Origin of the sequence: Paraburkholderia polaris, from assembly GCF_012927345.1 — a bacterium.
Classification (GTDB): Bacteria; Pseudomonadota; Gammaproteobacteria; order Burkholderiales; family Burkholderiaceae; genus Paraburkholderia; species Paraburkholderia polaris.
In genome coordinates, this window is the sequence record NZ_JABBGJ010000001.1 from 168,880 (window position 1) to 184,134 (window position 15,255).

Sequence of the window (15,255 nt, forward strand, 5' to 3'; positions counted from 1 at the left end):
AGGTGAACTGAATTCATCAATTGACCCATCTTAATTCGTTTGAGCGCGTGTGAGCACGAGATTACGCTTGAGTTACTGGGAACGGCATCACAGCGGTCCCTGCCAAGAGATCCACGCCCAACTACGTTACATGGGACCGGAGTAGCGCGCTAAAGCGCGAACTCCGGTCGACAGGAGACAAACAGTGACCACCAGCGAAACCGCGCCATACACCAAGCTCGCGGAGCACGCCTACCAGATTCGCCGCAACGCGCTGCGCATGGGCGAAGTGCAGGGGCAGGGTTATATCGGCCAGGCGCTCGATATCGCCGATGTTCTGGCCGTCGCCTACTTCCGCGCCATGCGCTATCGCGCCGACGACCCCGAATGGGAAGGCCGCGACCGTTTTCTGCTATCGAACGGCCACTACGCCATCGCGCTGTACGCCGCGCTGATCGAGGCCCGCATCATCGCCGACGAAGAACTGGAAACCTACGGCAGCGATGACAGCCGTCTGCCGATGTCCGGCATGGCCAGCTACACGCCCGGCATGGAGATGTCCGGCGGCTCGCTCGGGCAGGGACTGACGATTGCGGTGGGCCGCTGCCTGGGTCTGAAGCGCAAAGGCTCGGACGCCCGCGTCTACACGCTGTTCTCCGACGGCGAGCTCGATGAAGGCGCGGTCTGGGAGGGCCTGATGTCCGCGGCCCACTGGAAACTCGACAACCTGATCGCGATGGTCGACGTCAACAACCAGCAGGCCGACGGTCCGTCGTCGAGCGTCATGGCGTTCGAGCCGCTGGTCGACAAGCTCCTCGCTTTCGGCTGGTTCGTGCAACGCGTGGACGGCAACGATCTCGCGGCCGTCGTCGCCGCGTTCGATGCGGCGCACGCACATCCGGAAGCGCAACCGCGAATCATCGTCTGCGATACCCGGATGGGGTGTGGCGTGCCGTTCCTCGAAGCGCGCGAGAAAAATCACTTTATCCGCGTCGATGCGCACGAGTGGCAACTCGCGCTGCAGGCGCTGGAAGCCGGGAGAACCGTATGAGCGCCGCCGTACCGAAACCGCGTCTGAAGACATCGGCGATGATCGCCTCGATCGCCGGCGAAGGACAAATAACCCGCTCGGCCCCGTTCGGCCACGCATTGGTCGAACTGGCTCGCAACCGGCCCGAAGTGGTCGGCATGACCGCCGACCTCGGCAAATACACCGACCTGCATCTATTCGCGAAGGAATTTCCCGAGCGCTATTACCAGATGGGCATGGCCGAACAGCTGCTGATGGGTGCCGCGGCCGGCATGGCGCACGAAGGCGCGCAGCCGTTCGTCACCACGTACGCCGTGTTCGCCGCGCGCCGTGCTTATGACTTCATCCATCAGGCGATTGCCGAGGACAACCTCGACGTCAAGATCGTCTGCGCGTTGCCGGGTCTTACCACCGGCTACGGCCCGAGCCACCAGGCTGCCGAAGACCTCGCGCTGTTTCGCGCGATGCCGAACCTCACGGTGATCGACCCGTGCGACGCCATCGAAATCGAGCAGATGGTGCCGGCGATCGCCGACCATCGCGGACCAGTATATGCGCGGCTGTTACGCGGCAACGTGCCTGTCGTGCTCGACGAGTACGACTATCAGTTCGAAATCGGCAAAGCGAAGCTGCTGCGCGATGGCGCCGAGGTCCTGATCATCTCGTCCGGGATCATGACGATGCGCGCGCTGGAAACGGCCAAAGCGCTGGCCGCCGACCGCGTCGACGTGGGCGTGCTGCACGTGCCGACCATCAAGCCGCTCGACACCGTCACGCTGCTGCGCGAAGCGCGCCGCTCAGGCCGCCTCGTGGTGGTGGCGGAGAACCATACGGTGATCGGCGGATTAGGCGAGGCAGTGGCTGCCGTGCTGCTGACCAACGGTGTTACGCCGCCGTTCCGTCAGATCGGCCTGCCCGACGCGTTTCTGGATGCGGGCGCGCTGCCGACCTTGCACGACCGCTACGGTATTTCCACCGAGGCGATGTGCGACACGATCAAAGGCTGGCTGCGGTGAAGGCCCATAAGCGTCCTCAAGCGTCGATCAGCGCCACACACACGTAGTCACCGATAGCGAACAACGTAGCAAACCATAAGCTTCATATTCAGGAGATCCGCATCATGTCAGAGTCACGTCTACTCGACGGCAAGGTCGCCGTCATTTCCGGCGGTGCGTCGCCGCGCGGCATCGGTATGGCGACCGCCCGTATGTTCGCGGCGCACGGCGCACGCATCGCCATCTTCGATCTCGACGAAAACGCCGCGGTCGAAGCCGCCGCGTCGATCGGGCCCGAACATCGCGGCTATGTGTGCAATGTGACCGACCGCGGCGCTTGCCAGGCTGCCGTCGAACGCACCGTCGCCGATTTTGGTTCGATCGATATCCTGATCAACAACGCCGGCATTACCCAGGCCGCCAAGCTGCTCGAGATCGATCCGGAAAGCTGGGACCGTATCCTCGACGTCAACCTGCGCGGCGTGTTGTACCTGTCGCAAGCGGTCGTCCCGCAGATGAAGAAGCAGAAGAGCGGTTCGATCGGCTGCATGTCGTCGGTCTCGGCGCAGCGCGGCGGCGGCATTCTCGGCGGCCCGCATTACTCGGCGGCGAAGGCCGGCGTGCTGGGTCTTGCCAAGGCGATGGCGCGCGAACTCGGCAACGACGGCATCCGCGTGAACTGCGTGACGCCGGGTCTGATCCAGACCGACATCAACGCGGGCAAGATCAGCGACGACAAGCGCGGCGAAATTCTCGCCGGCATTCCGCTTAATCGCCTGGGCGTGCCCGACGATGTAGCCGGCGCCTTCCTGTTCCTCGCGTCGAACCTGTCGTCGTATATCACCGGCGCGGTGATCGATGTGAACGGCGGCATGCTGATTCACGGCTGATGCACGGTTAAGCTTGGTCCGGCAGAACGGGTCGTCTGGCGGGAGGCTGGGCGGCGGCGATGGAGACCCGGTAGTAGAGAACAGATGACCGTGGCGAGCGACACGTGCAGCCGCTGCGGTTTAGCTTCGCAAACTATAACGACACGCCATCAGAGTTGGAGGAAGACACCATGACTACCCGTTCTAACGCCCCGCAGGGCATCAGCCGCCGCACCTTTCTGAAGGCCGGTGCGGCCATGTCCGCCGCCGCGCCGCTATGGAGCATCTCGCGCAGCGCGATGGCGGCCCCCGAGTTTTCGTACAAACTCGCGACCGGCCAGGACCCGACGCATCCGGTCAACATTCGCGCGCAGGAGGCGATCAATCACATTCGTGAAGCGACCAAGGGCCGCCTCGATATCAAACTGTTTCCGCAGAATCAGCTGGGCTCCGACACCGATCTGCTCTCGCAGGTGCGAAATGGCGGCGTCGAGTTCTTCAACCAGGCTTCGTCGATTCTGGCGACGCTGACGCCCGCAGCAGGCATCGTCAACACCGGTTTCGCGTTCAAGGACTACGACGCGGTCTGGAAGGCGATGGACGGCGATCTCGGCAACTACATCCGCGCGCAGATCGGCAAGTCGGGCATCGTCTCGGTGAGCAAGGTCTGGGACAACGGCTTCCGGCAGATCAGCTCGTCCACCAAAGCGTTGCGCGCGCCGGCCGATCTGAAAGGCTTCAAGATTCGCGTGCCGCAAGCGCCGATGCTGACCTCGCTGTTCAAAGCGCTCGACGCCGGCCCCGCACCGATCAACTTCAACGAGCTGTATTCGGCGCTGCAAACCGGCGTGGTGGAAGGGCAGGAGAATCCGCTGCCGATCATCGCCACGGCCAAACTCTATGAGGTGCAGAAGTACATCAGCCTCACATCGCACGTGTGGGACGGTTACTGGATTCTCGGCAATCGCGCCGCATGGGAGCGCCTGCCCGCCGACATCCGCGCGATCGTCACGCGTGAATTCGAAAGCGCCGCGATGCTGCAACGCGCGGATATCGCCAAGCTCAGCCTGTCGTTACGCGACGACCTGAAAAAGAAGGGCATTACCTTTATCGATGTCGACCGCGAGGCTTTCCGTGCCGCGCTGGCCAAGACGAGCTTCTATCACGACTGGAAAGCCAAATACGGCGACGAGGCGTGGGGGCTAATGGAGAAATCCGTCGGAAAACTGGGGTAATGCGATGATCTCGATCTCCTATTCGCACGAGCGGCAGCATCGGTTTGCCTGCGCGCTCGACTCCGCACTCGGCCATCTGGTGGAGATTCCCGCTGCCTTGCTGGTGCTCGCGGAAATCGTCGTACTGTTGACCGGCGTGACGAGCCGCTACTTGCTGCACGCGCCGCTTGTGTGGTCCGATGAACTCGCCTCCATGCTGTTCCTGTGGCTTGCCATGCTCGGCGCCGTGATCGCCTTGCGGCGCGGCGAGCATATGCGGATGACGGCGCTGGTCGGCATGGCGCCGCCGGGCGTGCGCGCCTTTCTCGACGTGGTCGCGATCGCCGCGCCGATCGCGTTCCTTGCGATGGTGATCGGCCCGGCGATCAGCTTTGCGCAGGACGAGTCATTCATCACCACGCCGGCACTCGAACTGTCGAACTCGTGGCGCGCAGCTGCATTGCCGGTCGGTTCAGCACTGATGCTGCTGGTCGCCGTGGTGCGGCTCGCCCGCATGGGCAACTGGCGCCTGACGCTCGCCGCGCTCGCAACGGTCGGCGCGCTGGTCGGCATCTTCATTGCACTTGGACCGCTGCTGCGCGATCTCGGCAATATCAACCTGCTGATCTTCTTTGTCGGCCTGGTCGCGCTCGGTGTGCTGAGCGGCGTGCCGATCGCCTTTTCGTTCGGACTCGCCACCTTCGGCTACCTTGCGCTGACCACGAATACGCCGATGCCGGTGGTGGTCGGCCGGATGGATGAGGGCATGTCGCATCTGATCCTGCTCTCGGTGCCGCTCTTCGTGTTTCTCGGCCAGTTGATCGAGATGACCGGTATGGCTGCGGCGATGATCGCGTTCCTCGCGAGCCTGCTCGGTCACGTGCGCGGCGGATTGTCGTATGTGCTGGTCGGCGCGATGTATCTGGTGTCGGGCATCTCAGGCTCGAAGGCCGCGGACATGGCGGCGGTCGCGCCGGTACTGTTTCCGGAGATGAAAGCGCGCGGTGCGAAGCCGGGCGATCTCGTCGCGCTGCTCGCCGCAACTGGCGCTCAGACCGAGACGATTCCGCCGAGCCTCGTACTGATCACGCTCGGCTCGGTGACCGGCGTGTCGATCTCGGCGCTCTTCACGGGTGGCATGTTGCCGGGCATCGTGCTGGCCATCACGTTGTGCGCGGTGGTGCAGTGGCGCTACCGGCGCGAAGACCTGTCAGGCGTCAAACGCGCGAGCGGCGCTGAGATTCTGCGCAAGCTGGTGATCGCGGTGCCGGCGCTCGCGCTGCCGTTCGTGATTCGCGCGGCGGTGGTCGAGGGTATTGCAACGGCGACTGAAGTTTCCACCATCGGCATTGCGTATGCGGTGCTGGCGGGCTTGCTGATCTATCGCCGTTTCGAGTGGAAGCGGCTCAAGCCGATGCTGATCGATACCGCGACGTTGTCCGGCGCGATCCTGCTGATCATCGGTGCGGCAACAAGCATGGCGTGGGCGTTGACGCAATCGGGCTTCTCCGGACAGCTTGCGCAGACGCTCGGCGGTTTGCCAGGCGGCGCGGCGATGTTCATGGCCGCCTCCATCTGCGTGTTCGTGATTCTCGGTAGCGTGCTCGAAGGCATTCCGGCGATCGTGCTGTTCGGCCCGCTGATGTTCCCGATCGCACGGCAGATGGGCATTCACGATGTGCACTACGCGATGGTGGTGATCCTGTCGATGGGCGTGGGCCTGTTCGCACCGCCGTTCGGTGTCGGCTACTACTCGGCTTGCGCGGTGAGCCGCATCCATCCTGACGAAGGGATGAAGCCGATTCTTGGCTACATCGCCGCGTTGATGGTCGGGCTGATCATCGTCGCCGCGGTGCCGTGGATTTCCACCGGCTTCCTGCATTGATCCGCTGACGGATGAGGCTGCACCGCGCAGCCTCCTTTACGACGTTCGTTCGCCCCATTCGATTCGTTTTGACTGCCGCCGCCCCGCATGCCCGGGCGGTGTAGAGGAGCCTTTTGCCATGTCCACCACCGAAGCGCAATCCGCTGCATCGAATGCTTCGCTTGATTCGCTCGCATCGACTACGCTAGCGCCGCTCGTTGCGGTAGCGCAAGCAGCGCAATTGCCGCCGCTACCGCTCGCCGATGCGATCCGCTTCCTCTCCATCGATACGATCCTGCAAGCCGGCGAGGGCCACCAGGGTGTGCCGCTCGGCATGGCGGAAATCGCCACCGCGCTGTTCACCCGGCACCTGAAATTCAATCCCGCGGACCCGACCTGGCCCGATCGCGACCGCTTTGTGCTGTCCAATGGACACGGTTCGCTGCTGCTGTATTCGCTGCTGTATCTGACCGGTTATGCGGCGATCGGCCTCGACCAGCTGAAGACCTTCCGCGAGCTCGGCTCGCATTGCGCGGGACATCCCGAGTACGAACCGGCGCATGGTATCGAAGCGACCACTGGTCCGCTCGGACAGGGCATCGCCAACGCGTTCGGCATGGCGATTGCCGAAGCGTATCTTGCGGCGAAATTCGGCAGCGAGCTCGTCGATCACTACACGTATGCGTTCGTCGGCGATGGCTGTCTGCAGGAGGGCATCGGTCAGGAAATGATCTCGCTGGCCGGTCATCTGCGGCTGGGCAAACTGATCCTCTGCTGGGACGACAATCAGATCACCGACGACGGCAGCACCTCACTCTCCGTCAGCGAGGACGTCTGCGCGCGATTTCGCGTGGCCGGGTGGCATGTGATCGAAGTCGACGGTCACGATCTCGAAGCGGTCAGTGCGGCGTTGACCATCGCGCGTAAAGACCCGCGACCGTCCATGATCGCGTGCAAGACGGTCATCGGCCGCGGCATTGCGCGTTTGCAAGGGCAGCGCGGCGGCCACAGCGGCAAGCTCTTCCAGGCGGACGCCGACGCCGCCCGCGCACAGCTCGGCTGGCCGCACGCACCGTTCGACGTGCCCGCCGGAGTCCTAAGCGCATGGCGCGAGGCGGGCCAGCGCAGTAGCGAGCAATACAACGCGTGGCACGCACGCGTCGCCGCATTGCCAGACGCGCAGTGCGCCGAGTTCGAACGGGTCGTGGCAGGCGGCTTGCCGCAAGGCTGGCGCGATGTGCTCGACGATTACCGCAAGCGCGCCGTGGAGCGCGACGAGCCGCAGCCTGGCATCACTGTGTCGGGCGAGATCAGCGATCTGTTCGCGCCACTGCTGCCTGAGCGCATGGTGGGTTGCGCCGATCTCGAAGCGCCCACGGGGCACAAGCGCCAGTTGCACGCCTTCACCGCCGATGACCGCAGCGGTGCGTACGTCCACTGCGGCGTGCGCGAACATCTGATGGGCGCGATGGCCAACGGCATGGCTGCGCACGGCGGTATCGTCGCGACCAGCGTCACCTACCTGGCGTTCTCCGACTATCAGCGTCCGGCAATGCGCATGGCCGCGTTGATGGGCTTGCCGGTGCACTACGTGTTCAGCCACGACTCGATCGGCGTCGGCAAAAACGGGCCGACGCATCAACCCGTCGAGATACTCGCCTCATTGCGTGCGATGCCGAACATGCGCGTGCTGCGTCCCGCCGATGCGGTGGAAGCGGCCGAGTGCTGGGCACTCGCGTTGGAGCATCGGCGCGGTCCGAGTACGTTGGTTTTTGCAAGGCAGGCGTTGCCGCTGGTGCGCCGCGAGCATAGCGCCGAGTCGTTGTCGCGTCGTGGTGCTTATGTGCTGGCCGAAGCGGAGGGCGGCGCGCGTGTTGTGACCTTGCTTGCCACCGGCTCCGAGGTCGCGTTGGCGTTGCAGGCGCGCCGTCAGTTACAGGAAGAGGGGATTGCGACCGCCGTGGTGTCAATGCCGTGTTGGGAAATCTTCGATGAACAGGACGCCGGCTATCGCGCCGCGGTTTTGGGTTCAAACACGGTGCGTGTCGGCGTCGAGGCGGCACTGCGTTTCGGTTGGGACCGCTATCTGGGCGAGCGCGGTGGTTTTGTCGGGATGACGGGCTTCGGTGCTTCGGCTTCCGCGGAGACGTTGTACGAGCACTTCGGTATCACGGCGCAGCATGTCGTGGCCGAAGCAAAGCGGCATCTGTCAATCAAACAAGGACATGAGCATGCATAAGATCGCCTTTCTCGATCGCGCCACACTCGCGCCGCAAATCGTGTTGCGCGAACCGCGCTTCGATCATCAGTTGATCGAGTATGAAAACACGGCGCCTGAGCAGGTGTTGAAGCGGCTCGCCGGGGTGTCGATCGCGATCACCAACAAGGTGGCGCTGACGCAAGAAATGCTCGATCAATTGCCCGATCTGAAGCTTGTCGCCGTCGCTGCCACGGGTACCGATTGCGTCGACAAAGCAGCTTGCCAGCGGCTCGGCATTGCTGTGAGCAATATTCGCGGCTATGCGATCAACACCGTGCCCGAGCATACCTTCGCGCTGATTCTCGCGCTGCGGCGCAATCTGATCGCGTATCGCGATGACGTGCTCGCCGGCGAGTGGCAGAAGTCCGGGCAATTCTGCTTCTTCACGCACGCGATTCACGATCTGGCCGGCGCGCGTCTTGGCATCATCGGCGAAGGGGTGCTCGGGCAGCGTGTTGCGGAAATCGGCAAAGCGTTCGGCATGCAGCCCATGTTTGCCGCGCACAAGGGGCGTGACGGTCTGGGTCCGCTTTACACGCCGTGGGACGAAGTGCTCACGACCAGCGACATCATCACCGTGCACAGTCCGCTCACACCGCACACGCGGAACATGCTGGCCATGCCCGAGTTCCGCGCGATGAAAAGGAAGCCATTGATCATCAACACGGCGCGCGGCGGCCTGGTCGACGAAGGCGCACTGGTGCAGGCGCTCGACGAAGGTTTGATCAGCGGCGCGGGGTTCGACGTGACCACAAGCGAACCGCCTCCTGAGGACAATCCGCTGATGCGTGCGGCCGGCCGCCCGAACGTCATTCTGACGCCGCATGTTGCATGGGCGTCGGACGAGGCACAACAAAGTCTCGCCGATCAGTTAATGGACAACATCGAAAATTTCGTCGACGGTACGCCTACTAATCTCGTGCACGGGGCGTATTGATTGAGGGGAGACGCGGCGCCACGCCGCGCACGGATCGTCGGATGAATTGCAGCCGCGACGATCGCGAAGAGAACTAGCTCGTTACCGACAAAAAGCCGACTACTCCGGACGAGAAAACTGCTTTCCCGCAAGTGAATGTCCACCGCATCTAGCTATGGTCTCCCGTGGCCGCGGGCGCGGAGAATGCGCGCGCCCTCTGGGCCTGTATTGCTCGTACCAGGCGACCTTACAGCACAGATTGTTTTTTCGCATTAGCATACGAGCGTGTCCCGTGCCGTTCGGTGGAATGATTCACCGGACCATTGCCGCGGGACCATCAACGTGTGCGGGTCGCCCGGTTCATTCCCCACATCAATCCATCGCAGGCTGACACTGCGAACCTGCCGTTCCACGTGCTCTTCAAGCGGACGGCCATCATCAATCCAATCGCATTGATTGAACGAATCGTTGGTTAATATGAGGAATGTACGAACATCATTGATAGTCGGAGTGCTGCTCGTCGAGTTGGTGTTCGGCGTTTTTTTACTTTTGCACAAAAGCCGTCGCTCGACGGTTGACACCGACGTTACGACAAACAGCTCGGTGCAATTGGCCGCGGCTTCCCCTCAATTGAATGACACCCATGTGACCACGGGAAGTGTGGTCGGCACGGGGTCTCTCTCCGACAACACAGCGACTGACCCTAACCAGGCTACGAGCGGGAACGTGGTGACGGCATCCGATTCGCCTGCTAAAGGTGTGGTGAAAGTGCCGCGAGTGAATACGCGTACGCGTGAATCGGTCGCAGTCCATAGTTACGTTGAACCAAAAGCTGACCCCGTGCCGCGAACCGAAAGCAGGCGTGACAGTCTGCGTCGTCATGGATCGAATCCAGTCGCATCCGCGATCACGGATGAGTTAGTCAAAGAATCCGCGCAACTCGATCCGGCATTGCCGCCGCCGGCCCAACCCAGTCGTAACGACCCGTATCGTCCCGGCTCGAATCCGGTTGCGGCTGCAATGACTGATCAGCTAGTGAGAGAGTCCGCGAAACTCGATCCGTCACTGCCGCCGCCGAACCAGCCCGACGTGAAGTAAGCGCGCGACGCGAAGCGTGGGCGGCTACCGGTAGAACACGTAGTCTGCGAGATAGGGTGAGCTTCCAGGCTGATGTTCCGTCGAACATGGTGCCGTCGGCGCTAACCCGCCGACGGTATGCACGCGCTGCACATACCGCACCGCTGACAGTGTGCCGCTACCGGACGTGCTATGCGTTTCGAGCAAGAGTTGGGGGATGCTCGCGTGCGTTTCGCTGGGCTGCTGTGCGAGCACGTGGCCGACGATCCGGCTGCCGTCTTCCGCTTCCCAGGACGGGCCTGCGCCATGCCGGACCGCAGCGTGACCGCTCGTGTCGTAGAGCGTTGCTTGCGGGCTCTTGAACACCCATCCCAGACGCTGCTGCGCGTCGAATTCACACGAATAGTTCTGTACGCCGGACGCGGCGAGTGTCATCACGCGCTCGGCTTGGGGTGGGTCGATGGATGCACTCGGGGGACTGGCGGGCGGCATGGCACACGCCGCTAGCATGGATACGGCAATGGTTGCGAAGCTTGCTTGCGAAACATTCCTGAGCATGGATATCACCTCGAGTGAAGCGCGGCGGAGCTATTGCGCCCCTGCCACACGGGAAATCCGGTCGCGGACTACGCCAATCGCCTGCTTGAGTGCATAAACGTCCTCGAAATAACGCTGCGGCATCCGGATCTGGTTTGCATGCGCATCGATATGCTCGATCTCGTCCCGCCATTGCGCAATCTGCTCCGGGGTTGGATGCCTGTTTTTCCATATTTCATCTTCGAGCGCTTTGATCTCGCGATACCAGACAACCAGGCGTTTTTTTATGCGTGCCTCAGCCATGCGCGGCAACGCTTGTAGCAGGCCCAGCAATAAAGCCATGAAAGGGAGCAGGATCAGCAGACGTCTTTCGACAAAGCTGGCCAGCCAGAATGGCAGGTAGCGCTGCAGGAAGGGGCGTCCGGTTTTGAAGTAACGCTCGCTCTCGTCGGAAACAGGAAATTCCTCGGTGTTCAGATTGGGAAACACGCCGCGCGGCGTGAAGTAGTCTTCGCCGCCGTGGACGGTTTTGGCCGCGTCCAACAACAGATAGGCCAGCGCGGGGTGCAGCGTGTCTTTGGAGACGAGCAAAGCGGTGGCGGCGAGCAGCGTGACGTCGGCTTGCGGCAGATCGTTGACGATGCTGGTCGCGGCGCGTGGAAAAATAACCTTGGATAGCGACGGGAATTTCTGCACGAGTGCATCGGCCTGCGCAAAACTCATCAGTTTGAGATTGCTGTTCAGCAGCGTTGTCTGCATGGGCGCATCGGGCCTGCCGATAAAGAAAGCCGCATCCAGCTGACCGTTTTCGAGGGCTTGATAGGATTTGGCTGCGTCCATTTCGAGCAGCGTTGTATTGTCCCGTGCGATGCCGCTGTACCCGAGCAATACCTGGGAGACGTTCAGCAGGCCGCTGCCAGGAACACCGATTGAAACCCGCTTGCCGCGCAGTTGTGCCAGCCGGGTGATGGTGGACTCGCCACGGTAGAACACCCAGATCGGTTCATAGGAGACGGCGGCGATTGTCTGCAGGTGGTCGGTTTCTTTCGGGCTCGTGGTGCCAGACTGGATGAAGCCCACCTCGTATGCGCTGTCCGGATCCTTCAACCGCTGATAATTTTCGCTCGACCCCGACGAACTGCGGATATCAAGCGTAATGCCATCACGCTTCAGGATGGGCGCATAACGATCGGCAAAGCCGCGATAGATCCCCTTGTCTGCTCCGGTTGTGATGACGATCGTGTGGCGGAAAGCGGGCTCGAGTATGACCGAGAGTCCCCAGCCTAGCGCGGCCACTAGCAGTATCACGGCGGCGACGAGAAGCCGCCGGCGACCCGGTGTCATGGGGATTTTTTCATTCCGATGAAGCGCTGGGTTATGCCTGGGCATTGTTCGCCTTGCCGTGCCGCTGGGGGTCCTGACAGCCAGCATGGATAATGCAGCGGCTTGAACGCATTGTCCACATTCGCACTGGAGGTTGCGATCGTCGCGATCAACGTTTTGCCGCGTCGACTTCTAGCGGTGATGCGCTTTATGTGTTCGAGGGTGCAACACAGTCACTAGTTTGCCGCGCCAAGCGCTTCGCCGAAGCGGGACATGCCCGCGAGCGGGCCCGTTTCCGTCGATTCGCCATCAGCCGAAAAATCCGTTACATGCTGGCGTTTTCGACGATGCGGCCTTCTGCACGCCAGCGGAGCATGCCGCCGGGAAGGTTGGCAACCCGCTCGAAGCCGGCTTGTCGCAGCATAACCGTCGCTTGTGCCGACCGTCCGCCGGCCCGGCAGACCGTCACGATCGGGCGTTCCTTCGTGAGTTCAGCGGCGCGCCCGGCCAGCTCACCCAATGAAATGAGTCTCGCTGCAGGGATACGCCCAAGCGGTCCGTCAAACTCGTCGGGCTCGCGCACATCGACGATCTCGACCGCGTGCAGATTTTCCTCGAGCCACTGGGCATTGATTTCCCAGATGCCCGCGAAGCTGCATGTCAGTGGCGCCCAATCGGGCTCCGTCATATGCGCCGGATAGCTCTCCGCCAGGCCGCATTTCAGGTTCGCAGGCACCGCGACGTCGATCTGCTTCGGATGCGGCAGATGCAGGTTCGCCATGTATCCGGTGAAATCGTCTTCACACAGTTCACCGCCAAGGCGTGGATTGAAGCGCCGCTCCTCGCCCACACTGGTGACCGTCAAACCGCGGTAGTCGTGGGCCGGATAAAGCAGGCACGCGGCAGGCAGCGTAAAAATGTGGTTGTGGACCGCGCGAAACATTGTGTGCGCGTCACCGCGCTGGAAATCCGTGCGGCCAGTGCCCCTGATCAACAGGCAATCACCGGTAAACGCCATGGTCTCGTTGTCGAGTACGAGTGTGATACATCCATTGGTATGACCCGGTGTCGCTCGTACTACCAGGTATCTTGCGCCGAACGCGACCTTGTCTCCATGGTTCAGATAGCGGTCTGCGCCTTCGGCGCCGCTCGCAGCCGATATCGCAATCCGGCTGCCTGTGCGGCGATTGAGCATCCATGCACCGGTCACGTGATCGGCGTGAACGTGAGTGTCGATGGTGTAAAGCAGATGCAATCCAAGCTCTTCGATCAGGGCGGCATCCCGGCGCACCTGTTCAAATACCGGATCGATCAGCACAGCCTCTCGCGTTGTGCTATCGGCAAGAAGATACGTGTAGGTTGACGATTGCTGATCGAATAGCTGCCGGAAGGTCAACACGATTTCGCTCCGCGGCCCGCTTTTGCGAGCGCTTAAGGATGGCGGCCCATGGGGCGTCGCCAAGCTGTCCCGCAGGCAGTCGAATTGGGCGCAGCCCGTCCAGCAGGCTGCGCCACATCAATGCACCCGGACTCATATCGGGCGCCGGACTGCGTACTGTCTGGCGCTCGCCGCTTCAATCAAGGAGCGCTTTACTTCGGTTGCTCAACGTACCGCAGGTAAGGCTTCACGGTCTTGAAACCCTGCGGATATTTTTGCGTCGCGGCATCGTTGGAGACGGAAGTCGGAATGATCACGTCTTCACCCGGTTTCCAGTTCACCGGCGTCGCCACTGTGTGTTTCGCGTTGAGCTGCAGCGCATCGAGCAGCCGCAACACTTCGTCGAAATTGCGGCCGGCACTCATCGGATAGACGAGCATGGCTTTGACCTTCTTGTCCGGCCCGATGAGAAACACCGAGCGTACGGTTGCGTTGTCTACCGCGGTGCGCGGGCCGCCGCCGCTCGCTTCGGGATGAATCATGTCGTAGAGCTTCGCGACCGTCAGGTCCGGGTCGCCGATTAGCGGGTAGTTGACCTCGTGGCCCTGCGTCTCCGCAATATCCTTGACCCACTCCTTGTGGTCACTGACGGGATCGATGCTGAGCCCGATAATTTTCGTGTTGCGCTTATCGAATTCTGGCTTGAGACCCGCCAGGTACCCGAGTTCCGTCGTGCAAACGGGGGTGAAATCCTTCGGATGCGAAAACAGGATCACCCAATGGTCGCCGATCCATTCGTGAAAACGGATCGTCCCTTCGGTGGTTTCGGCAGTGAAATCGGGAGCGTCTTCTCCTAGTCGAATCGACATCATCAGTCTCCATAGGTTGGGTGCACCAAGGTACCAGTGCCGCGGTCGGAGCGAAGTCCGCCGAGGCTGCCTGGGTGTTGGGTCAGGCGATTGGTCTGACTTGAGATCACCCTCCGGCCGGTTGCACCGTATCGCGCTGGAGGACCATCTGCGGGCGCTGCAGATTCGGAGGCGCTCCCCAATTGCCGCGATGCGGAATAGACATCGGGACGCGCTGCAGTCGCACATATAGCGTAGAACAAAAACGACTTTCGCTGTAGGTCGAACGTAGAGTGAATCCGCCGTTGCGGTGACAAGTTGTGCTTCGCGGCACTGCGTCAGGGAGACAATACTCAAAGAGGCCGCGCTTTGGACCCACGAGCGTTTATGGCGCGCGCGCCGTCACTCGTCGCGAATGCGTAGCGGTAGCGCAGTTTTGTATTCAACGCGACGCAATGCGACTGATGTGTGAATGTCGCGTACGCCGTCCACCTTCGTGAGTTTGGTCATCACGAACCGCTCTATTCCGGCAATATCGGCCGCGACCACCCGAAGCATGTAGTCGAAGGCGCCGGTCATCAGGTAACACTCCATCACTTCCTCGAAGTTGGCGATGGCGCGTTCGAACGCCGCGAGCCGTGTCTCGTTCTTCTTCTCGATCGCCACGGACACGTAGGCGTTGACGGGAAATCCCGCCTTTTCCTGATCCAGCAGGGTTACGTATTGGGTGATGACGCCGGACTCTTCGAGCATCCGGATGCGCCGGTAAAACGGCGACAGTGAGAGACCCAGCGACTCCGCGAGGTCGGCTGCTTTCGTATGGGCATCGCGCTGCAGGGCGCGCAGGATGGCCACATCGCTACGGTCAAACTTCATTAGCTAACTTTCCCTGAAAACGGTTGAAAAATGGCGCCAGTTGCCAAATTCAAGCAATTCAGGGATTAAGTTTGGCACGAATCGCCTCT

At 61.8% G+C, this 15,255-nt stretch carries 13 protein-coding genes; 8 read left to right on the forward strand and 5 right to left on the reverse strand.

What is annotated here, in order from left to right; translation table 11 throughout:
* Positions 1-184 precede the first annotated feature (184 nt).
* The 8 genes from HHL24_RS00690 (at position 185) to HHL24_RS00725 (ending at position 10,225) form a co-directional block, all read left to right on the forward strand.
* Positions 185-1,030: a transketolase gene (locus tag HHL24_RS00690; RefSeq protein WP_169483459.1), complete on the forward strand. Its 846-nt coding sequence runs from the start codon at positions 185-187 to the stop codon at positions 1,028-1,030.
* The gene (locus tag HHL24_RS00695; RefSeq protein ID WP_169483460.1) at positions 1,027-2,025 is read left to right on the forward strand and encodes a transketolase family protein; all 999 of its coding nucleotides are present in this window, start codon (positions 1,027-1,029) and stop codon (positions 2,023-2,025) included. Before HHL24_RS00690 ends, HHL24_RS00695 begins: the two co-directional genes overlap by 4 nt.
* 104 nt (positions 2,026-2,129) lie before the next feature.
* Positions 2,130-2,894 carry an SDR family NAD(P)-dependent oxidoreductase gene (locus HHL24_RS00700; RefSeq protein WP_054033623.1) on the forward strand — a complete coding sequence of 255 codons (765 nt, stop codon included), beginning with the start codon at positions 2,130-2,132 and terminating at the stop codon, positions 2,892-2,894.
* A gap of 170 nt (positions 2,895-3,064) precedes the next feature.
* The gene (locus tag HHL24_RS00705; protein ID WP_169483461.1) at positions 3,065-4,108 is read left to right on the forward strand and encodes a TRAP transporter substrate-binding protein; all 1,044 of its coding nucleotides are present in this window, start codon (positions 3,065-3,067) and stop codon (positions 4,106-4,108) included.
* Between the two features lie 4 nt (positions 4,109-4,112).
* Positions 4,113-5,972, forward strand: a complete 1,860-nt coding sequence (locus HHL24_RS00710) for a TRAP transporter large permease (protein ID WP_169483462.1) — start codon at positions 4,113-4,115, stop codon at positions 5,970-5,972.
* 118 nt (positions 5,973-6,090) lie between these two features.
* On the forward strand, positions 6,091-8,190 hold the full coding sequence (gene tkt / locus HHL24_RS00715; protein WP_230417282.1) for a transketolase: 2,100 nt from the start codon (positions 6,091-6,093) through the stop codon (positions 8,188-8,190).
* Positions 8,183-9,148: a D-2-hydroxyacid dehydrogenase gene (locus HHL24_RS00720; RefSeq protein ID WP_169483463.1), complete on the forward strand. Its 966-nt coding sequence runs from the start codon at positions 8,183-8,185 to the stop codon at positions 9,146-9,148. Before tkt ends, HHL24_RS00720 begins: the two co-directional genes overlap by 8 nt.
* Positions 9,149-9,637: 489 nt before the next feature.
* A complete protein-coding gene (locus HHL24_RS00725; RefSeq protein WP_169483464.1) occupies positions 9,638-10,225 on the forward strand; it encodes a hypothetical protein in 588 nt (195 codons plus the stop codon).
* 24 nt (positions 10,226-10,249) lie between these two features.
* Here the strand turns inward: HHL24_RS00725 and HHL24_RS00730 are convergent, their stop codons facing one another.
* From HHL24_RS00730 to HHL24_RS00750, 5 genes are all read right to left on the reverse strand, one after another.
* The gene (locus tag HHL24_RS00730) at positions 10,250-10,696 is read right to left on the reverse strand and encodes a DUF3455 domain-containing protein (RefSeq protein ID WP_230417283.1); all 447 of its coding nucleotides are present in this window, start codon (positions 10,694-10,696) and stop codon (positions 10,250-10,252) included.
* 96 nt (positions 10,697-10,792) lie between these two features.
* The gene (locus HHL24_RS00735) at positions 10,793-12,085 is read right to left on the reverse strand and encodes a TAXI family TRAP transporter solute-binding subunit (RefSeq protein WP_169483466.1); all 1,293 of its coding nucleotides are present in this window, start codon (positions 12,083-12,085) and stop codon (positions 10,793-10,795) included.
* 304 nt (positions 12,086-12,389) lie between these two features.
* Positions 12,390-13,460: a rhodanese-like domain-containing protein gene (locus tag HHL24_RS00740; protein WP_169483579.1), complete on the reverse strand. Its 1,071-nt coding sequence runs from the start codon at positions 13,458-13,460 to the stop codon at positions 12,390-12,392.
* A gap of 194 nt (positions 13,461-13,654) precedes the next feature.
* Positions 13,655-14,311 (reverse strand): peroxiredoxin, encoded by a 657-nt coding sequence (locus HHL24_RS00745; protein ID WP_169483580.1) that lies wholly within the window; start codon positions 14,309-14,311, stop codon positions 13,655-13,657.
* 381 nt (positions 14,312-14,692) lie between these two features.
* The gene (locus HHL24_RS00750) at positions 14,693-15,166 is read right to left on the reverse strand and encodes an Lrp/AsnC family transcriptional regulator (protein WP_169483467.1); all 474 of its coding nucleotides are present in this window, start codon (positions 15,164-15,166) and stop codon (positions 14,693-14,695) included.
* Between the last annotated feature and the right edge of the window lie 89 nt (positions 15,167-15,255).